This is a genomic window from Paenibacillus hunanensis (assembly GCF_014645615.1).
Classification (GTDB): Bacteria; Bacillota; Bacilli; order Paenibacillales; family Paenibacillaceae; genus Saccharibacillus; species Saccharibacillus hunanensis.
In genome coordinates, this window is record NZ_BMMB01000001.1 from 461310 (window position 1) to 482811 (window position 21502).

Genomic DNA, 21502 nt, shown 5'->3' on the forward strand with positions numbered 1-21502 from the left:
TACGCAAGGATGAGAGCTAGTTTTAGAGAGATGGGAGTTGCTGACAACACCTCACGAAGGACCAAGAAGGAAGCAAGTTTATTTATATAGGGGGATGCTTTATAGCTAAATTTACCCAAGATTGTTTAAAGCACTGGAAAAGCAGGCTTCTGTATATAGAAAAATTAAAACTTACGAAAGAAACATCAAATTATCTTCATAACTTATCTGCTTTGTTATATATTGTTGAACTATTCTGTAGAGTGACTTTTCTTAAGTTAACTATTAGTATATATATTATATTTCTTAGAGTTTAAATATGGAATTTAAACAAATAAATAGGGTAAGTATAAATTAGTATAAAGTGGGGATAAAATGAAGGAATTATTTAAAAGCTATTATCAACTAACTGAAGAAGAATTTAAGGAACTTTGGGGAAATTGTACCTTTGTTTTTGATAGCAATACGCTTCTTAATCTTTATCGTTATCCTGAGACAACCAGAGAAGTGTTTTTAGAAATTCTTCAAGAAATTAAACAAAGGTTATGGATACCTTATCAAGTTGCTTTCGAATATCATAAAAACCTCAATGAAGTGCTCTACACTCAAAACAATGGCTATACACTATTTCAGAAAATAGTTGATGATTCTATAAAAGAACTCATTTCTAAGATTGACACAAAAGCTAAAGAACTAAGGCACACAAATATCACAACTAATAGTCTTTTATCAATCATAAATAAGACTAAAGAGCAATTAACCAATGAGATTATTTTACAGCAAGGTGAACATCCAGATTTAGAGGATTTAAAAGAAAGACTCAATCTCATTATTGGTGATCAGGTTGGACGATCGTATACACAAGAGGAACTAGATAAGATATATGGCATTGGTGAGGGCCGTTACTCAAATTTAGTACCTCCAGGTTTTAAAGACTTGAAGGATAAACAAGGAAAAACTTCATTTTATGATGGAGTTAAATATAAAGATGAATATGGAGACCTTGTTTATTGGTTTCAGATTATTGAAAAAGCTAAAAATCCAGATGTAGATGGAATTATACTGATATCAGATGATACGAAAGAAGACTGGATATATAAAGTAAACGGACAAAAAAAGGGGATACATCCAGAACTAATGAATGAATTCCGAAGAGAAACAGAGGGAAAGTTATTTTATTTGTATAATTCTGAGCAATTTATTAAACATGCTAAGAAATATTTGTTAACGGATAATCAAAATATGCAAAATATAGATGATGTTATTACTGATATAAAAGTAACTAAGCAGAGTGAAGAATTGATTCAGGAAAATAATAAACGCTATATAGAATTAAGTCATTTTGTGCCTAGGAATATTTCTAAATCAAAAAATTATAATAACTCATATAAAGTGGATGAAGCTTCCAAAAGACCATATTACTATTACGTTATAACTGCGTCTAGTCTTTCAGAAAATCATGAACCTGATTTCTCTTACATCATTCCACATATAAGGAAATTATTAAAAGATTATATAAATTTACCAATTAAATTCGAAAAAATTTTAATAGAAAATCTACAAGTTTTTATTGGATTTTCAACGTTACGTCTTATTTATGACATTGAAGAGGTAGTGTATCTGATTAATAAAATTTTATTGGCTAGTAAAGATAGGGAATATTCGAATGTAGTAATAACCGATTATGAAGTTTCAAAAAGAATAATGGATGAGAACAATATTCCAGATAATATATTTATAGAAGACGATGAAACTATGATCAGTGAATTTTTAAGATTTAAAAAATTGATAGGAACTAATCATTGGATCTGGCATGATGAATACGGAAATGGAAAGGTAATTTTAGCAGATGAAAATAAATTTGAAATTATTGTTGATTTTAACAACCTAGTCAATCCTATTCGTTTTAGTTATCCTTATTCAGAGATTAGAGTGCTTTTAAAAGAGAAATAGAATCACTTTGAAAAGAAAATGTTTGGTGTAGAGTAGCCCTTAACAGTTATTTTGTTAAGGGCATTTTTGTATGGTCGCAAATTTGAATAGTTTGTATTTAAAGTGAGTATCAAATTATTAGTTACACATTAATAAAGATAGATCGATGTGTGATCCGCAGTTTTTTCATTTAAAACGCTGAATACCTACTTATACATGATTGTTATCTCATCAAATGAAAGCAAAACTAATAGGATTATTATAGAGGATTTATTGAAACTCACTGAAACAACTAAAGTAGCTAAGTTCAGTTAAAAAATGGAATTAAGTTGGTAGCTTATAAAACAGGCTTATCAATCAACTTAGCTCCATTTCTTATGTAAATATAGAATTAGGCTACATAAGAGTTCAAGCTTCTTTATTAAAAGCCATAATTTCTTATGAGGGGCCCTTATCAACTAGACGGGTAAAACAGAATAAGAACGAATAGAATTTTAAAAAGTAGTTATACTTTCAACTAATAATTAGCAGTCTATATTTGAATTTGCATAAGGGTTTTGATAATTTAATAAGTAAATTATTAGAGCCTATAATAAACTAATTTGTGACGGCATTGCTAGAATTATCAAACTTCTAGCAAGAAAGTAACCTTAAGATTTATAAATTATGTAGCGATAATTTGAAATCTTTAATATAGTGAGTTGTAAGATGAATTAGATGAATGCAATAAATATTAAGACGTGAATGAGCTGGCAGATCTGATTGAAGTAGCTTATCAGTATTGAAGAGTTTGAGTAGCTACTATCGAAAAACAAAAAAGAAATACGAAGGTTTTAAAGAAAACTTATATTGCTAAATGTTAAGTAGTCTATAAGTGAGGAGCAAAAAATGTTTAAGTATAAAGAACTTAGTAATTGTGACACTGAAAATTTAATTTTGCCTATCCTTGTTCATAAAGATTGTGAATACAGAAAAGATCTAAACAAAAAATTAAAAAAGTATATTGAGATGCTAGAAAACATGCAATTCATATCAAAAGATTTATTAATAGAAATCAAAGATATCAATAGAACAATATTATCCGCTGTAGATAACTATTATAATGCTGAAGTATTTATGGCACAAAAAGGTATAAGTGACTTATTAAATAAATTTAAAGAGTACGAGCTTTTAGTTTCTAATTTAGATAATTGTTTTGCTTTTAAATCAATGGTTCCTTATTTAAATTCAAAAATCATAACTAAAAAAGAAAGAGTAGAAGTGAAATCAAAACCTTTAAATTTTTATAGAGCTCGAATTGCGGCTAATCCTGGAAAAAGATTTATTGATAAAGAGATGCTTCATATTCCATTTAATAATCGAGGCATTATACAAACACAGCGATTTAGTATAGCTGGAGTACCTTGTATGTATTTTGGAGTCTCTTCATATGTTTGTTGGACTGAATTGGGTATGCCATCTAATGAGCTATTTAATGTAAGTTCCTATAGAATTAAAGGGGTTTTGAAGATATTAGATTTAACTTTTGGATGGTCATTGGTGAAAATTGTAATAGAAGAATATGAAAGTTTAGAAAATCCTGAAGATTTAATTCATGCATTATTAAAAATTTGGCCATTAATATGTGCAACGTCGTATAAGGTAGAAGAAGAAAATCGAAGTTTTAAATCTGAATACATTATTTCACAACTAATTACGTCATCTCTTTCAAAGATTGGAATTGATGGAATAGCTTATATATCTAAACAATCAGCGGTAGATTATGAAGCTTACCCTGTAAGTGTGAATTTAGCAATACCAATGAGGACTAACAATAACAATGATATTATCTCTGATTTTTGCAATAATATAAAAATATCTCCTGTAGTTAACTTTGAAGAATTTAATAAATTAAAATCGCGTCATCAAAAATCAAGTGAACAATCTTCTTTGATTTATTTCCATAAATATCATCGTACTCCTATAAATATCACAATGGCTGCTCAAAAAGTAATATATGATGACAGTAAGTTTGGTGAGTTCGACAACTATTTATCAGGACTTACTCATAAAGAAATAGATTTTTGAATTTGTTATAATATTACAGTATTAAAGATACTGCGTATTACCATCATAAAGACAAGTATTGCAGTTAAAAAGTTGCTTATTAAACACTATACGAACATTCTAAAGTAAAAACTCAGAATTATTATACAAAGAGATCTATACTCAATACATGCTTCTTAGAAAAATTGATATTATTTTAAATAAAAGAAATCATCCAAAATAGAAATCATATTATATAATAAAAATGCTATTTTGAAGCTAAGACTTCAAACTAAAAAGGGATATGTTGGAAAAAAAGATATACTTTTTGAGAGAAATATGAGATACTTTCAAAGAAATTTAAATATGATTTTATGAATGATTCTATAAAATTATTTTATTTCGTAGCTATGTGTTTAATATTTATGCTTCTGTGAATATTTTCTTCTTAGTCAGTCACCCTACCAATTTCTATTATGGTAGGGTTTTAACATGAATCAATGTTTGTCTTGCGCTCTAAATTAGACTTATTTCATCTTATTTTCATGCTATTTTAAGCTTATTTACATACTCTATATTTTATATTATGTATTATAATTTATTAAAAAAGAAGGAGGCATACAATGAATAATCAATTTATTCCAGTTTACAAGGTACATGAATATTTAACTGGGAGTCCTCCTTCTATTAAGACATTAGAAGATAGAGTAGAGGCACAAAAATCAATATACCTAGCATCAATATTAGGTGTGAATTGTGGAGATTTTGTTTATACTTGGTACAAAAAAGGGCCATATTCCCCTGCACTTACAGAATTATTGTACGATAATAAAGACAGTCTAGATAAAAATTACAATAGTTACTCATTGCGTGAAGATATTAAGGAAATACTAGAACCTTTAAAGATAGTCGTAGAAAAAAATTATATCAAAAAAAGTATGACAGATTGGATGGAGTTATTGGCTTCGATTCATTATTTATACTATGATGATTTGAAAAACAAAAAAATTAATGAATTAACAAAAGAATTATTGTCATATAAATCAAAACTAAAATATGATAGAAAAGATATTGAAAAAGGATTTACAGCACTTGCAGAAATTGGATTAATTAATTAATATGAGTCTATAGACCTTAGGGTCTGTAGACTCATTTTTTTGATAGGAGATTTTGTATGCTAACTGGAGATTTTCAAAGTGTATTAGAAATGTGGGAAAGTAAAATTAAATCTATAGAAAAATTTCAATCAGAACCGTTAACTGAAACAGATACTAGGTGTAAGATCATCGATCCAATTATTTTTGATATTTTAGGATGGAAGCAAGAAAATGTGAAAATGGAACCAAAAGTTGAGGCGGGTTATATAGATTATTTTTGTGAAAGTGAATCAAATAAATTTGTTATCGAAGCCAAGAGAACTAATGTTTTATTTAATATGCCTTCAAGTAGCGGAGGATATAAAACTAAAATTCTTTCTAAAAATAAAGAATTATTTGCTGCTATTGCACAAGCAAGAAGTTATGCTCAAGAGAAATATTGTGATTTTTGTGTTGTTAGTAATGGTTTAAACTTTGCAATTTGCAAAACTTATGTCACTGAAGAGGAAAGTGATGTTTATATAATTAATGGAAAAGATAGTATGAGAAAAAATCTACATATTATCTTTGAAGTAATGTCTCCTTATAAAGAAGGCAGAAAGTTTTTTTTCGAGAATGTATTTAAAAATAAAGCATATAGAACACCTCCACAATTTTCAAATGTTTATAAAAATAGTTTATATAATGTAGATAAACAGATAGACACTAATAAATTAGCATCATTTTTAAAAAATTATATGGATAAATACTTCCGCAACGTTGATTCTAATCCAGAATTACTTAATGAAGTGTATTGTAACACTGATAAATTAGGATCGTATGGATTAGAATTAAGAACTTATTTAAGAGATAGAGTTCCTTTTTTTAATTCTCCAGTAGAAGAAGTTGTTGTCGAAGGTTTAAGTGCTGGGAGTATAAGTAGAGATTATACATTGAAATTTCAAGCAAATAATAATGGGCATTTATTTCTATTACTAGGTAACTTAGGTGCAGGAAAAACTACATTTATTAAAAGATTTTATACAAAAATTTTAGATGAACCCACTAGGAAAAAACTTGTTTGGATCAATATAGATTTTATGAGATACTCTTCTGAAACAAGCTTTAGTGATTTCATTTACGAATGCATAGAAAGATATTTCCGACAGGATTATAAAGGTTTTAAGATTAATTCATTACAAGTTTTAGAAGAAATTTATAAAGAAGAAATAGTGGAAAAAGAAGACGGAGGTTTGTGGGAATTATTAAATGATGAATCCAAAAACCAGGAAAAATACAATTTTTTTCAAAGCAAACAAAAAAATAAATTTGAACACTTAGCTAACCAAATTGAATATATTAGAAAAAAATATGCTAATGAAGTTTGTTTAGTATTTGATAATGTCGATCATCACTCTGTTGAGAAACAAATGGAAATATGTTCTTTTGCAACTGAAAAAGCTACTCAACTTAAATCACTCATAATACTGTCTCTTCGCGATGAAACAATGTGGAGTATGAAGTCTAACTTACCTTCAAATGCATATAATAATACAAGTTATTATCAGATAATTCCTCCAGATGTAATAGAAATGATTCAAAAAAGAATAAATTTAGTGAAAAAAGATGTGAAAAATGAGAAGGTTTATTTTGATGCAATTCAAAGCGGACAACCTATGGGAATAACCTTAAAAACAAAAGAGGTTTTTGAGACTATAGAAAATACTATTAAGAATTCTCAAACAAAAAATTTGTTAGAACAAATATCAAGTGGAAATATGCGTTATGCTTTAGAATTTTTTAGCGATATGAATACCTCAGGGCATACTAATTTAATCAAGCTGTTTAAAGATTTAACATTTAAAGATCAACCTAAAATGCTAAATCATTGGGAGGTATTAAAAAGTATTGCTTTAGGGAAATATGAAATATACAACAATGATAAATCTTCAGTGGCTAACTTATTCCAAACTTTCGAAGATGGTTTTTTTAGTCATTTTGTGTTGATTAGAGTTTTAGAAAAGCTAAATGAACGAAAAAATGAGCAGTTTAATACTGATGTAGGAAAAGGATACATTCCTATAAACTCGTTGTTAGATTCGTTGCAGCCTTATTGTATTTCAGAACCAAGTTTAAGACAGGTTTTAATACCACTTTTAAGGAGCTATTTGATAGATAGTGATATAGGTTCTAGAAAACATCAAGATAAAAATTATTATGACAAAATCAAGTTGGTTAAATTAACACCTGCTGGAAAATATTATATAGATGAATTGATGGGTAGTTTTCAATATTTGGAGATAATATTACAAGACACTCCTATACATGATCACACTATATTAAGAGAACTAACTGATCATATTTATTTTTCAAAAAGAGAAACTAATAGGGATCAATGGGAAAGAAAATTCAAAATTGTGGAACAATTTTTGGCATATTTAGAAAAGGAAGAGAATAATGATTTTTCATATTTTTCTAGCGCTGGAATAACAAAATGGGGGAAAATAGTTCCGAATATAAGAAGTATTTATGATAAGGATAAACAGCGAATTATGAAGCAACTTTCTAAACATAAAGTATTTAATTAAGTATTATTTTATAGTATGAAGAGTTTTGCTTTCTCTAGAGTGAGTAGTTTCTTCATACTATAAAATAAACAAATCACTTCGAAACTGTATGAACTGAAATAAACAACTGAAGGAGTCTGATTACGTGGATTGGCTAGAGGAATTATCGGATCTAGAAAATAGATTAGTGATTGAGGGGAATGAAGCTGCAAAGGATTTTTTTGACACTGTAAAGTCGATAATTGAATATTATAATATAGCTATTAAAGATAAAAATTTTGATGAAGAAACAGAAATGTTTAATTTGTTTTTTTTTCAAGTGCGTAACTCTTTAATGCTTGCTTTTTTATCTGTTTTGAGACTACATACTATACAATCACATTTGATGTTAAGATATGCATTAGAATCTGCTGTATTAGCAGGTTATGCGATTCATCATAGTGATCGTTCTGTCTTCTTATCTATTAATGAACTAGGTCATGCTATTGAACATAAGAACTTGAAAAAGATATCAAAAAAATGGATAGAACGACATTTTCCTGAGTATTCTGAAACTATAAAAAGACATAAGGAAATAATTAACCAGTATTCTGCGCATGCAAATATTATTTCGACATATACTAATATGGATTTATCAGAAAGTTATGTTTCTTATAAATTTTTTGATAACCATAGTTATGAAATTATTAAGAGTTATATATGGGAAATAGGAATGCTCAGTATTACGATTCTAGAATTTATACACAAAGCTTCTCAAGAAAAAGATATAATAACATTTCAAGAAACTATAGAAATGGATTTGGAAAATTTTAAAATTGAAAGTAATAGCTTAAGAGAACAACTTCTTAATAGTGAAGTTTTTTCTAAATACAATATCTAAGATGAAAATTAATTAATATTTAATTTGTTCAAACCCTTTGATGTTTTTAGACATCTAAGGGTTTTTTTATGATCATAAATTTATTAATACCACAATATTAGATATACTTCACTCTCGACCGGTCACGCGAACAGCTCACGTGATATGCTGAGTCGTTTAGAAACGATGGTACTCAGTGGAGCAGAGCTACCGATTCAGGTCGTACGGCAGCAGATTAGCTCGGCGATTGATATTTTTGTGCATTTATCACGATTGCGTGATCGTTCTCGGCGTGTAGTCGAGATTTCGGAAGTGCGCGGTATGATCGATGGCGAGGTTGTATTAAATCCTCTATTTCTATTTGAAGAACAAGGCGAACGCGAAGGCAAAATTGTAGGTCAGCTGATGCCGACGGGGAATCTACTGATTCATACGGATAAGCTACGCGCGGCTGGTGTAGAGGAATGGAGACGGCTGGCTGCTATGGGCAATACCGAGTATACCGCTAATGCCTGATCAGAAAGGAGGAGCCTCACATGAACAGAAATAGTCGTTCTCTCTTAGGAAGACCACCATCCAATCAACCAATCAATCAGTCGATCAAGTCTCATCCCACACGACCGCCTATCAAGCAGGCTGTTGATGAAAGACCGCATGGAGCTACCTCAGCACCTGCGCTGGTCGATTACACTACCTACCAGTTAAGTGTTGTACAGCGAGTTAGCTGCATGATCATATGTGGAGCGATCTTTGCGCTGGTCGGCTATCTGTTTTACCACAGCTGGATTGTAGGCATTATGCTGGCGAGCGCAGCCTGGTTTATGCCGCGCTTACTACGCAAATACTTAATTGAGCGAAGGCAGAGCGCACTCAGTGCTCACTTCAAGCAAGCACTGTATTCTTTATCTTCATCCTTAGCAGCCGGTCGTTCGGTTGAAAATGGTTTTCGGGAAGCGGCACAGGATTTGCGGATGCTATATCCAGATGGCGATAACGATATGATACGCGAGCTAACGATCATTACAACGAGATTGGATTATGGGCAACCGATTGAGGAGGCGCTGGAAGATTTTAGCGTTCGCGCTGCCAGTGAGGATATTGCCAATTTTGCAGATGTGTTTGTGACATGTAAGCGAACTGGCGGTGATCTGGTGGAAGTTGTGCGCAAAACGTCGACGATTATTGGTGAGAAGCTGGACATTCAGCAGGATATAACAGTAATGATTTCGCAGAAGAAATTCGAGTCTTACATATTGATGGCGACACCGTTTATATTTTTGATTTTTTTGAATGTAGTAGCTGGTGATTTTATGCAGCCGCTATATGGCAATCCAATAGGTATCGTTGTATCTACCATTTGCTTGCTAGCTTTAACCGGCTGCTTTGCATTGATTCGTAAGTTTATGAATATCCGGGTGTAATGGATAAGGCTAAATCGGCATTGAAGGGAGGTGAATCAACTGATAGGAGTGTGGCTGGAGGGATTGATTGCGGCTTCGCTAATAGTGGGCTGGATTGTATTGTACCAGAGCGCCGATGAGAAGCATAAGCAGCTAGCGGAGGTACCATTTGACATGATCAAGCTAAGGAGATTTACGCCTGCATGGCTGGTACTGTTGGAGAAGGTCCGGTTTGTAGCTCGCTTTCCCGGTATATTTTATCGTGTTCAAAGCCATATTCAAAAAGGATTCGGGGTCCATTTGAGCGGAGAACGGGCACTATTATACATTGCCGAAATGACAGGCTACTGCTGGCTGTTACTGACTGGTGGCTGCATCGTATCAGCGCTAAACGGTGGAAGTATAACCTGGCTTGCACTATGCATATTGCTTGCAGTCGTATTACCAGCTTCGCTTGTACGCGATTTGCAAAAGAAGGTGCAGGAACGCGAGCACGAGATTTTGATGGAATTACCAGAGCTACTGAACAAAATCGTGTTGCTGGTTGGAGCCGGAGAAACGGCGCAGCGAGCGATTACGCGTTGTGTACAGCGCAAGCAGGCAAGTGCATCGACCCATCCTTTATATCGCGAGCTGTTCCAGATGCTTAATGAGCTGGAGAATGGATATCCATTTCAACAGGCATTAGAGTCGTTCAGTAAGCGCTGCGGGGTGCAAGAGGTGTCTGTATTTACGACGACTGTGCTGCTTAACTTCCGCCGTGGTGGTGGAGAGTTTGGACTGGCATTACGTGAACTGTCTCGCACATTATGGGATAAACGTAAAGCGGTCAGTCGTATGCGAGGGGAACAGGCTTCCTCTAAGATGGTACTGCCGATGGTCATGATTTTTTTGATTGTAATGATTCTAGTTGGAACGCCAGCATTTATGATGATGAATATGTAGGAGGAATAATACATGAAAAACGTACTTACCCAATCCTGGAATGGGATGAAAAGCTTTTGGAAGCAGGAAGATGGTATTGGCACGCTGGAAATGGTGCTGATCGTAGCGGTTATTTTGATCATTGCATTAGCGTTTAAAAAGAAAATTAAAGATGTTGTAGATGGGATGCTTGAATACATGGGCAATAAAAGTGAAGAGTTTAAAAACTAACTCTGCCATGACAAAACAAAGATTTTGGAGAAATACGCGTGGGAGCTTCACCATTGAAGCTTCCATCGTGTTTCCGATCATACTATTTACGACGTTGCTGCTGATGTTCTTTTGTATGTATTTATATCAAAATACGATGCTCAAGCAAGCCGCCTCTAAAACATCGGAGCGTGCAGCCTATTCCTGGGACAACAGCTACAAAAGTCCGAATAACGGCGCATTTGCAGAGGGTGAAAATGATGGCTTGTACTGGCGACTCACTCAAGATGAGATGCTGAGCAAGCTATTTGGATGGGCGGGTGCAGAAAATGGTGCTGAAGTTTCCATTCCAGGAGGAAGCGGCGGATCATTACCGGAGAAAAAGCTATCTGCCGCTGCCTCCTGGGTTCCTGGTGAAATGAGTGGAAATATCAAGTATGACAATGGGATGCTTGTTCGTTCGGTTGAAACCAATTTATCGCGTCCTATTTCCTTTCCAGCTCTTGAACGGCAATTGCATAAACCGCTTCGTTCCGAGATCGGAGCAGGCTCGGTCATTGTAGAGCCTGTTGAGTATATTCGTAACATAGAGCTGATGCGATATTATGCTGCCAAGGCAGCAGGCGTAGCTGGCCCTGCACTCCAGCTGGATAAAGCCGGAGCGATTTTAAAGTGGTTTGGCTTATAGGTGATAGCTGATTAAGCGGTGAATAGCAAAATACAAATGTCTGAATGATGGAAATGCTTAGTGGAGGAACTATGGGGAGAAAACGACGTTCAGCTCGCAAATGGCGAGACTGGGTGAGCTCGCTGCGGCACAGAGCGACAGATGCTCGTGGTGCGGTCACTATTTTTATGATTGTTGTGCTTGCCGGTGTGTTTTTGTTTACAGCGGTATTTATTGATTATGCGCGCATTGCGGCGATGCAGGTGCAGGCGGAGCGCTTAACACATGCTCTACTGCGCTCCGTGATGTCGGCGTATGAGCCAGAGTTTCAGTCTGGCTATGGTCTATTCGCTTTTGGGGAAAGTGATCCGAACAAATTATTGGATATCGCTGCGGCTGACAATCTGAGTTACACCGATCTGGATGACAGCTTCAATCTGATTCCACTACAAGTTGGTGATACCTCAATCGCGATGAGTCGTCCGCTCGGCAAATATGATGTATTCAACCAGCAGGTGCAGGAAGAGATGAAGTATAAAGCACCGATCGATTTTACAGTCGAGGTCGTCGAGAAGCTACGTGGCATGTCAATCATTATGAAGGAAACCACACAGACGGTAGATGTGTTGAACAAGGTTCGCGTTCCTTATGAAAAGAGAGAAAAAGCGATTGACGATCTGATTGCTCTGCAAAAGAAGACAGCACTGGATGTGAAAGAACTCGCCAAAATGGTCATGCATCCAGCGGCCAATCGTATTGCATCTAAAAACATCGGCTCGATCCAATCGCTTGCTGATATCGCGGCGCAGTTTAGCGACTATGCAAGCAAGATCGCTGAGGATAAAAAGCGTAAAAAGAACAAGAAATCAGCTATTCATACAGAAAAGATAGCAAAATACAAAAGCAATGCGTCAAGTCTAATCAGTAAAGTGATGCCCAAAGCTGGTCTGCTAGTCATTCAACACGGAGCTACATATAAAGACGCGGCTGCTCTAATGCAAACCATTCGTGAAGAGAACCAAAAGATTATTACGATCATTAAAGAAGCGAAAAGTCGAGCAGCGAATGCTGCTTATGATCGTGTTAGTAACACACATACGCCTGGTAGCACCAACACATCTGCAAATTCATCAGCCGAGGCGCAAATTGCCGAGCTGCGCAAAAATCTGGAGCAGCTGGTACTGCCTGAAGAATTGATGAATCGAATGGAATCAACGTATACGAGTCAGCAGACTGACTATGCGGCAATCAGACAAGCTGTGCAGGTTGCTACAGGCGAAGCACAGCAGCAGGTTGCACGAACATCCGGTAGTGCTTTGGTATTAGAATCAAAAACGATCGCTGCTGCCAGACTGCTGGATCGGTATCTGCAAGCGTACATGGGTAAGCCAGAATCACCTTCTGGTGCACTAGGCAAAATTGAGCAGGATGTATCTACTGCTCGCGCAGGGACGGATACCGTGGCAGCTAATGAAAAAAAAGCAAAGCAATCGATGAAAAAGGCAACTGCTATGATTGCTACCATTGCTGCACTGGGAGCAGGCGCCAAAGCAGCTAATGTTAGCTTTGATGAGGTAGATGGCTATTACCAATCCAATCTGGAGTTTAACCGGGTTGTCGGCGGTGGCTCTAATGCCGAGAAATCATTGAATAGCGATCCTTACGATGAGAGTCAGGAATCGATGAACACAATGGATATTTTATTTGGTGGTGTCTCCGATGTGCTGATGAAGAGCCGAAATGAGTTTTTTATGAATGAGTATGCGATTCATTATTTTGAGCCATTTGATGTGATGATGTGGGGCAATTTGCTCGATTCAGTAAAACAGCGTGATGCCTCACTGGCAGGAGATTTTCCGATTGATGATCTGATGAACAGTGGCAGTGCAGAGGAAGCGCTGACGATGCTGACAGTAGATCAGCAGCAACTGGAATATATCGTGTACGGCTTCAATGGCCCCGTTGCCAATCTAACAGCCGCATACACCGAAATTTTTGGTGTACGACTGGCGATTCGTACGGCTGAGGGCTTAGTGAAAAATGCACGACTGGGACATCCCCTTGCAGTGCTGGCAGCTGGGATCGCTTACGGTGTAGAGCGTGCCGTTATGGATATGTTTGATTTGTTTAGCAAAGGACATACGGATCTATCGGATTATTTGAAGGTGGAGTTTGAGTATCGTGATTATTTGCGACTATTTTTACTGCAAACGAACAATGAGAAAAAGATGTCTCGAATGCTGGCACTTATTCGCTATAACACAAAAATCAATCCACAGGAACGAGATACGTATGCAACTGCCCATGTGCGCACAGGGATGAAGGTATGGTTTTTGCCGGGCATTACGAAGATGCTACGCTCCGGTTATAACAATAGTTCAGTAGAGCAGGGTGTATATTATGCGGATCAACAGGCAGATTACAGTTACTAATCCGGTGAAAAGGCTACGACGTGAAGAAAAGGGTAGCATCGTTCTAGAAGCGGCGATGGTACTCCCGATCTTTCTGTTTGTTACTATTTTCCTCGTATATATCGTACAGATGACATTGCTATCCACCGCTCTGAATAACACCGCATCGGATACTGCAAAGTATGTGGCGACACATATGTATCCGGTAAAAATAGCAGCCCAGGCGGTGGATAATGCTCCTATTATGCAGAAGCTGAGCCTGACCGATCTTGCAGCAAAGTATAGCTCTGTCTTCCCTTCGCCGTTAAATGATTGGATTCAGGATGCAGCAAGTACAGGGGATACTCGACTTCGTCAGCTTAAAAATCAGGCTGCCGCAGCGGTACTGGATTCATCGATCAAGCCGCTTATTGAGCAAGTGTCTTCGGATAATGGTCTTGATTATGATCGTATCCATGTAACCGAGGTGACGGTACCGGATTTTTCAGGTGATCCTTATTTTGGAGTAGAGCTAAGTTACGAGCTGCCATTCAAGGTGCCACTTATTTTCAAGCCAATTGTATTACAAGCGCGTGCTACAGAGCGTCTCTGGATCGGGGATACTGGAGAAGGTGAAGCAGCCTCCAGTGATGATAGTAAGGAGGAAACAGGTGTACGTGTCGTGTCTGTACCGCATCCTGCACATCCTGAATCGCTTATTTCCATTGCAGCCACAGCGCCTGCCAATTCGCGTGTGAAGCTAGAAGTCCACTACAAAAGTGGGGTTAGCACTGCACAGGGGCTAGGAGAAGCGGTCGCTGATGCGAATGGCAATCTGATCTGGACATGGAAAATTCCTTCTTCCGCTTCGGCAGGCTGGGCAACGTATGTACTGACGACAGAAGACGGGCAAAAAATCCGCGGTACATTTGAGATTGCTACGTACGATGGTCGTCCAGTTGTCTCAGGTGCCCCAGGAACAGGAGCTTATCCTATACCCTAATTCGTAATAGGAGCAGTACGAGTGGGTGCTGACTGTGATGCACACCGAATAGCGAAGCGGTGAAAATGGCAGGGACGTCATTTTCGTGAGTAAAGGAGTCAACTGAAATGGAAACGATATTTATAGGTAGTGGAGTCTTTATTTTATGGGCATGCTGGACCGATATCCGCGCACGCAAAATTCCAAATCTGCTTAATCTGATCTTTGCACTCACAGGGATCATATATCACACTGTTGATGCGGGCTGGGAGGGAGCCTGGTTTGCTAGTAAAGGCATGCTGCTAGGCTTCGGAATCATGCTGCTGTTATATATTATGCGAGCGGTTGGCGCAGGTGATGTCAAGCTATTTGCAGGAATTGGTGCATGGTTTGGATTAGCGATGACGGCGCAGGTGATGATGTATTCCATTTTGTTTGCTGGCTTGATCGGTATTGTGATTATGATCTGGCGTCGCGAAACGATTGTACGTATGCGAACCGTATTATGGCGTATTACAGGAGCTTTATTGTGGAAGCAACCGATCCGACCTAACCAGGCAGAGCATCAGCAATATTTAACGTTTCCATTTATGACAGCGGTATTGCCTGGGGTGATTTTCTGCTATCTATATGTGTGAAATGACGAGACTAGAGGAATTATAGAATGAAGAAATAAGGCAATAAAAGAATAAAAACTCAAGTGATTGTTGATCACAAAAGATTGGAATGGGGTTAGGAGGGAATTGTGTTTATGGGTAGTGCATTAACACAGGATTTTATTCAGGATGGTAAAACATTCATGATTATTGATCGGGAGCAAGGCTTCGCGTCTGGCGAGTTAAGCCGCACGCAAACCGGTATGATGCTATCGAGTCGTATACAGGGTGTATTGCAATTACATTTGCATGAACTAAACATGAAGTCACAGCTACGCTACGATATTACAGGTAAACGGATGCTCAAGCATTGCCTGCAAAGTGAAGCGATTGGTATTGCTGAATATTTAGGATTGTTATTGCAGCTTGTATCGACGCTGGAAGAGAGCAGTCAGTATATGCTGTCATTATCTAATTACATTTTGGATGAAGATTATATGTTTATCGACGGTACATTACAGGCCGGGCGATTATATATCGCGTATGTACCTGTTACAGAATCACTGACAGATGAGCCAGTACAGGAGCATATTGCTCAGCTGGCTTCGCAATGGATCGCGGCTGTTCGAGAGCTTCATGGCAATATCGTACAGCAGATTTTGCGTTACTGTCAGGATCAGTCGTTTACACTGGCTGGCTTAAAGCAATTATTGCTGCATCAGCTTGCAGGAGGAACAATGGCTACAGAGCGGCAAAATCCTACATTTGGAGCATCTTATCCACCACGTCCGGGTGACCGGGATTGGGCAGCCGCTACCTATGAAGGAGCAATGTCAGCAGGAGGACAAGCTGCTGATTACAATAATACGGGTCAGGGATTTTCCAGCGCGTCTTCGCAGGGTTTACCTGGCTATGCTACCAATGAAGCGCCATACGCTCATCCAGCTGGCGCACGAGAAGTGCAGCGTGAACAAGCAGCTTATGGGCAGGGAGCTAGAGCAGATTGGCAGACACAGGCAGCATTTAAGCCTACACAGGGGATTGCTGGTATGTCATCTGCTGGTAGTATGGCTTCAGTTCAACAGGAAAATAAACCCAAACGCGCACTATTTAATACGAAAAAAAAGCAGGCTTCAGTGAACAGCAATCCAGATTATCAGGATACAGGAGATATGGAGCAAGAGCCCAAGAAGCTTCCATCCTCGTATCGGACGTATTTGCTGGCAGGTAGCGCTCTGTTAATTGCAATGATCTGGCGTTATGGTTATTTAGAGCATGGAAATGATCTCATGCTATATGGTTGCTCGGCATTAACGATTACAGTTGTACTGACGATCTATCTGATACTCAAAGGTAAAATTTCGATCGGTCCCAAAATTAATTCGGCTATTGAGCCTGTCAACGTTCATTCCGCAGTGGTTTCTAATGCTACACCGCTTAAATCAGGGCGCTTTGGAAGTAAAGCTAAGCAAGAGGCAGAAGCTTATGGGCAAGAGCAATGGCGCTGGAATAAAGAATCGATTACAGCTTCACCGATGAATCATCCAGCAGCGGCGATGCCGAATAGTGAAAGTGACGTACCACATTTTACTAACCATTCCGCTCCGTCACAGGAGTCTGTCCAGCAAAGAGAACGTAGCATCGCGGAATTATTTGGTTCGTTTGCACATTCGTCCTCTCGAAATAAATATGATAACGCAGGTGGGATCGAACATAACGGCTACGGGAATCGTAATGATCAGGCATCTGCTATGAAGACAGGGGCAGGATCAGTAGCGATGAATTTTGATTCAATGAATTCCCAATCTGCTAGTACAACGCGCGCATCAGATGAATATGGGAATTCGTATGGCAACTTTTCTAGTGAAGCTCATCAGTTTGAAAATCAAGCAGCAGGCTATGCGAATTATGCTCCTACCGAGACATTATCTTCCCATATGGCAACTGTGTTGCTCGATGAGCGTGACAACTCGAACCCGACATCTATGAGCGAAAATGTCTGGAATGGTTATTTGGAACGTCGTGATAAGGAGGGAGGGAGCAATGAGTCGATTCGTCTGCGTAAGGGAAGCTTTATTATTGGGCGTGCAGAAGATGGTGTGCACTATCATGAAAAATCGGTAGGCACCTCACGTAATCATGTAGAGCTGGAAGTACGCCAGGGACAGGTATTTATTAAAGACCTTGGTTCACGTAACGGTACACAGCTCAAAGGAGAAGCACTCGTTCCATATAAATCGTATCCCATGCAGGATGGAGATAGCTTTACTATAGCTAGAGCATTGTACACACTTCGGCTAACTAGCTGATACGAACTGTTTTGGAGTTGGAGTATTCAGTTAGTGGCCAAAAGCAATAAGGTAGCAATCCATGTAGAAGTATTCATAGAAGTGTTATGTAGCTAAAACAAATAGAAGTGAGATAAAAACGTAGAAGTGCTATAGCAATGAATTAGCATTAAATTAGAAATAAAGCAGAAATACCAACAGCAATAAAAAACGTGAAGATAGCAAAATTAGTAAAGTGCTAGAAGTGCTAGAAGTGCTAGAAGTGCTAGAAGTGCTAGAAGTGCTAGAAGTGCTAGAAGTGCTAGAAGTGCTAGAAGTGCTAGAAGTGCTAGAAGTGCTAAAGTCGTTACAACCAGTAAAAGCGATAACAGAAGTAAGAAGAAGTGCGAAGAATTAGAAAGCATAACTAGCAAATATAAAACAAAAGTTGAGCACAGCAAAATAGCAAGCTTCTCAATAAAGATACAACGTAGCAACAAACTATAACAAATAAGCCATGCTGAATAATACTGACAGAACCACAAAACTGCAGAACTACCGAACTATCACTGACTCAAACAAGTGAAATCACAAAACAATACCCGCAATTTGAAATCGCTTCTAAACATGCTTGTGCAGAACGATTTCATCTATTGCGGGTTATTGTGACTTTTCAGAGTCATATCGAATGGTACTACTGCGATCGATCGGTACTGTACTCAACCGTAAGCCCAGCCCAATTACACATCCACTCAACTTCTCCATATCATCAAGCGGATCATACATAGCTCAAATCACACCACACATGCACACATACATTTATTCATTTTCACGTATGTTTTCACGCACGCTTATTTTTGTGAACAGCAACTTCCTTCCCTTCCAGTTCAGCAATCGCTGAGCGTAGATCAGGATAGTGGAATGTAAATCCATGATCCAGTGCCTTTTGTGGGATCACCCGCTGACCTTGGAGTAGGATAACAGACATTTCACCAAGCACAGGCTTAATAGCGAATGAAGGCACATGGAACCAGTGTGGACGATGCATCACTTTGGCAAGGGTGGCGCCGAACTCTGCGTAACGCACCGGGCCTGGGGAGGAAGCATTTACCGGGCCTTCTACTTCTTTATTTTGAATACAAAAATCGATCAAGCGCACCATATCATCAATATGAATCCAGGATACCCATTGATGGCCGGAGCCGATTTTTCCACCAGCATATAGCTTATATGGCAGACTCATTAGTGGATAGGCACCGCCGTCTTTTCCAAGCACTATACTGATGCGTAGCTTGATCAGACGAACGTCCTTAATACTATCTGCAACAGCTTCCCATTGCTCGGCTAAGCTGGAAGGAAAGTTCATCGTACGTCGTTCACTGCTTTCGTCAAAAGTTTCATCGTCGGATGTACCGTAGATCGCCATAGCGCTCGCTTGCACGACAACCTCTGGTTTGTGTTGTAGCTTTTCAAGTGCTTTGGAAACGATATTAACGGTACGCATACGGGATTCGACCAGATCCAGCTTAGTTTTCGTTGTCCAACGTTGATTGAGCGATTCGCCGGATAGATTCACCAGCGCATCAACACCTTCGATCTTTTCTGGACGTTGCTCCAGATCATCCCACGTCATATAGTGAACACGTTCTGCACTAGAGCGTTCTGGTGTCAGATGCCGGGTGACGATGATGACCTCGTGTCCTTCATTCAGCCAGTATGGAACAAGATGCTTGCCGACAAAGCCTGTACCGCCGCAAATTACAATTTTCATAGCAATTCCCCCTTGGTCAGATCATAAATATGGATAATGATGCAATGTACGGATAAGGATTCATTTCATGATGTAATGATTCATGGTTAAGCGGATTCGCCGATCATCGAAACGCGATCATATGGGGTAGAATACGTTAATCATAAGGTAAGAATATGTTGGGGTTGTGTCAATCTATCCATTGCAGAGGATATTCTGCAAACCTGCAATCGTATGAGCTTGCTCACCGAAACGTGTGCAATTATAGGATGTCTTATCATGTATTACCCATGAATGAGGGCTACTGACCTGTTATTCTATTTATCATTTCTTCATCGAGGATTTCTAGCTTTCTGGGACTATTCACGTTAAAATAAGTGAGATTCAACTGGCGCTTTTATGAAGTGGCATACGGGTAAGCGTAGAGTATGCTATACGTTTTGCTGGGCATATGTATGTGTACATCAGGGAATTACAGTTTAAGGAACTAGAATATGCTATGGGGTTAGGTTCTATATGAAGTAGCATGATACCATGCGATTTGCACGCCAGCTATATGAATGAGAAGTATCGCCAGTAAGGACAGAGTAGCTTTCACCAAGGAGGAAAAGAACGTGTTGAAAATTGGTTCTCATGTATCGTTTTCAAATAAAGGTCTGCTCAGTGCAGCGACTGAGGCAGATCAATATGGATCAAGCTCGTTTATGATTTATACCGGCGCACCGCAAAATACGCGCCGCAAACCGATGGACACGATGTTTATCGAAGAAGGTAAAGCGAAAATGGATGCAATGGGCGTTGAGGAAATTGTTGTCCATGCACCATATATTATCAATCTTGGCTCGTATAAAGAGAACACGTATGAGCTGGCTGTGAACTTTTTGCAGGAAGAAATTCATCGTACGCATGAAATTGGTGTACGAAATATTGTTCTGCATCCAGGTGCGTTTACCGATATGGACGCCGAGTATGGCATCAAACGGATCGCGGCAGGTCTGGAGCAGGTTCTAGCTGGTGTACGCGAAACAGATGTAAATATCGCACTTGAAACGATGGCCGGTAAAGGAACAGAAATTGGGCGTAGCTTTGAAGAGATCGCTCGTATTATGGATCTTGTGCCGCACAATGAGCGTCTAACCGTATGCTTTGATACCTGTCACACGCATGATGCAGGTTATGATCTGGTGAACAACCTGGATGGCGTGCTGGATGAGTTTGACCGAACCGTTGGGCTTGATCGTATCGCTGTCGTGCACGTAAACGATAGCAAAAATCCAGTTGGTGCAGGTAAAGACCGCCATACTCCGATCGGCTCGGGTTGGATTGGCTATGAGGCGATTCAGCGTGTCGTACACCATGAGAAGCTGAAAAATCGTCCATTCATTCTGGAAACGCCTTGGATCGGAAAGGATGCGAAAAAACAGCATCCGATGTATGAGATTGAGATTGCGTTGCTGCGCGGTGATGTGGCTGGACGTTTTGGCAATGAGTTTGTTGACGATGTGGGCAAGCTGCACCAATTCTTTGATGGAAAAGGAATCGATGCGCGTACCTATGTGCTGGATACGTGGGCAGTGCTGAAAAACGATGCGAAAGCACGTAAAGCTGATCCGCGTGAGCCGCTGGAGCGTTTGTATGATCTAGTCGCGGAAGAAGGCATGTTTGCCACACTGCGTGAAGAGCAGATCAATTCGCGTCTGATTGCCTGGCTGGCAGGTAAACAATCACTGTAAGTGTTTCTCTATATCTACACTAAATATTCTCTACACTATTCTTCATTCATATTCTAATAATCCCGGTAAGCGCCGGGATTATTTTTTTGCATGTTCTTTTTCGCTTTAATGCGGTATATTAGAATAGTTGATTTCTGGCTTATGA

At 38.4% G+C, this 21502-nt stretch carries 15 protein-coding genes and 1 pseudogene; 15 read left to right on the forward strand and 1 reads right to left on the reverse strand.

From position 1 onward, the window contains the following. Positions 1-354: 354 nt before the first annotated feature. The 14 genes and pseudogenes from IEX62_RS01960 (at position 355) to IEX62_RS02025 (ending at position 17916) form a co-directional block, all read left to right on the forward strand. Positions 355-1932, forward strand: coding sequence for a PIN-like domain-containing protein (locus IEX62_RS01960; protein ID WP_188773715.1), 1578 nt, complete (start codon positions 355-357; stop codon positions 1930-1932). 867 nt (positions 1933-2799) lie between these two features. Next, positions 2800-3978 (forward strand): RES domain-containing protein, encoded by a 1179-nt coding sequence (locus IEX62_RS01965; RefSeq protein WP_188773716.1) that lies wholly within the window; start codon positions 2800-2802, stop codon positions 3976-3978. Between the two features lie 581 nt (positions 3979-4559). After that, complete coding sequence (locus tag IEX62_RS01970; RefSeq protein ID WP_188773717.1) at positions 4560-5054, forward strand: hypothetical protein; 495 nt, start codon at positions 4560-4562, stop codon at positions 5052-5054. A gap of 56 nt (positions 5055-5110) precedes the next feature. Further along, positions 5111-7600, forward strand: a complete 2490-nt coding sequence (locus IEX62_RS01975; protein WP_188773718.1) for a P-loop NTPase family protein — start codon at positions 5111-5113, stop codon at positions 7598-7600. Positions 7601-7724: 124 nt separating this feature from the next. Then, entirely contained in the window at positions 7725-8459 is a 735-nt protein-coding gene (locus IEX62_RS01980) for a hypothetical protein (RefSeq protein ID WP_188773719.1), read from the forward strand. A gap of 108 nt (positions 8460-8567) precedes the next feature. Further along, positions 8568-8954, forward strand: a pseudogene (locus IEX62_RS01985) (CpaF family protein); the annotation flags it as partial. Positions 8955-8974: 20 nt separating this feature from the next. Continuing rightward, positions 8975-9859 carry a type II secretion system F family protein gene (locus IEX62_RS01990; RefSeq protein ID WP_188773720.1) on the forward strand — a complete coding sequence of 295 codons (885 nt, stop codon included), beginning with the start codon at positions 8975-8977 and terminating at the stop codon, positions 9857-9859. A 39-nt stretch (positions 9860-9898) separates the two neighbouring features. Continuing rightward, positions 9899-10783 (forward strand): type II secretion system F family protein, encoded by an 885-nt coding sequence (locus IEX62_RS01995; protein ID WP_284446188.1) that lies wholly within the window; start codon positions 9899-9901, stop codon positions 10781-10783. Between the two features lie 12 nt (positions 10784-10795). Beyond that, a complete protein-coding gene (locus IEX62_RS02000) occupies positions 10796-10993 on the forward strand; it encodes a Flp1 family type IVb pilin (RefSeq protein WP_188773721.1) in 198 nt (65 codons plus the stop codon). 7 nt (positions 10994-11000) lie between these two features. Further along, the gene (locus tag IEX62_RS02005; protein WP_188773722.1) at positions 11001-11660 is read left to right on the forward strand and encodes a TadE/TadG family type IV pilus assembly protein; all 660 of its coding nucleotides are present in this window, start codon (positions 11001-11003) and stop codon (positions 11658-11660) included. A 71-nt stretch (positions 11661-11731) separates the two neighbouring features. Further along, positions 11732-14071, forward strand: a complete 2340-nt coding sequence (locus IEX62_RS02010; protein ID WP_188773723.1) for a hypothetical protein — start codon at positions 11732-11734, stop codon at positions 14069-14071. Further along, the gene (locus tag IEX62_RS02015) at positions 14040-15032 is read left to right on the forward strand and encodes a TadE/TadG family type IV pilus assembly protein (protein ID WP_188773724.1); all 993 of its coding nucleotides are present in this window, start codon (positions 14040-14042) and stop codon (positions 15030-15032) included. The genes IEX62_RS02010 and IEX62_RS02015 overlap by 32 nt, the downstream gene beginning before the upstream one ends. Positions 15033-15139: 107 nt before the next feature. Beyond that, positions 15140-15649, forward strand: coding sequence for an A24 family peptidase (locus IEX62_RS02020; protein WP_188773725.1), 510 nt, complete (start codon positions 15140-15142; stop codon positions 15647-15649). Between the two features lie 113 nt (positions 15650-15762). Beyond that, positions 15763-17916: a DUF6382 and FHA domain-containing protein gene (locus IEX62_RS02025; protein ID WP_188773726.1), complete on the forward strand. Its 2154-nt coding sequence runs from the start codon at positions 15763-15765 to the stop codon at positions 17914-17916. A gap of 799 nt (positions 17917-18715) precedes the next feature. Here IEX62_RS02025 and IEX62_RS02030 read toward each other — a convergent pair. Continuing rightward, complete coding sequence (locus IEX62_RS02030; protein ID WP_188773727.1) at positions 18716-19645, reverse strand: TIGR01777 family oxidoreductase; 930 nt, start codon at positions 19643-19645, stop codon at positions 18716-18718. Between the two features lie 593 nt (positions 19646-20238). Here IEX62_RS02030 and IEX62_RS02035 point away from each other — a divergent pair. Further along, positions 20239-21357 carry a deoxyribonuclease IV gene (locus IEX62_RS02035; protein ID WP_188773728.1) on the forward strand — a complete coding sequence of 373 codons (1119 nt, stop codon included), beginning with the start codon at positions 20239-20241 and terminating at the stop codon, positions 21355-21357. The last annotated feature ends 145 nt before the right edge of the window (positions 21358-21502 follow it).

Excerpts from the sequence above, each read along its gene's own strand:
- IEX62_RS02000 (WP_188773721.1), top strand. The coding sequence starts at position 10,796 with ATGAAAAACGTACTTACCCAATCCTGGAATGGGATGAAAAGCTTTTGG.
- IEX62_RS02010 (WP_188773723.1), top strand. The coding sequence starts at position 11,732 with ATGGGGAGAAAACGACGTTCAGCTCGCAAATGGCGAGACTGGGTGAGC.
- IEX62_RS02030 (WP_188773727.1), bottom strand. The coding sequence starts at position 19,645 with ATGAAAATTGTAATTTGCGGCGGTACAGGCTTTGTCGGCAAGCATCTT.
- IEX62_RS02015 (WP_188773724.1), top strand. The coding sequence starts at position 14,040 with ATGCGGATCAACAGGCAGATTACAGTTACTAATCCGGTGAAAAGGCTA.
- IEX62_RS02005 (WP_188773722.1), top strand. The coding sequence starts at position 11,001 with ATGACAAAACAAAGATTTTGGAGAAATACGCGTGGGAGCTTCACCATT.
- IEX62_RS01970 (WP_188773717.1), top strand. The coding sequence starts at position 4,560 with ATGAATAATCAATTTATTCCAGTTTACAAGGTACATGAATATTTAACT.
- IEX62_RS02020 (WP_188773725.1), top strand. The coding sequence starts at position 15,140 with ATGGAAACGATATTTATAGGTAGTGGAGTCTTTATTTTATGGGCATGC.
- IEX62_RS01960 (WP_188773715.1), top strand. The coding sequence starts at position 355 with ATGAAGGAATTATTTAAAAGCTATTATCAACTAACTGAAGAAGAATTT.
- IEX62_RS01975 (WP_188773718.1), top strand. The coding sequence starts at position 5,111 with ATGCTAACTGGAGATTTTCAAAGTGTATTAGAAATGTGGGAAAGTAAA.
- IEX62_RS01990 (WP_188773720.1), top strand. The coding sequence starts at position 8,975 with ATGAACAGAAATAGTCGTTCTCTCTTAGGAAGACCACCATCCAATCAA.
- IEX62_RS01965 (WP_188773716.1), top strand. The coding sequence starts at position 2,800 with ATGTTTAAGTATAAAGAACTTAGTAATTGTGACACTGAAAATTTAATT.
- IEX62_RS02025 (WP_188773726.1), top strand. The coding sequence starts at position 15,763 with ATGGGTAGTGCATTAACACAGGATTTTATTCAGGATGGTAAAACATTC.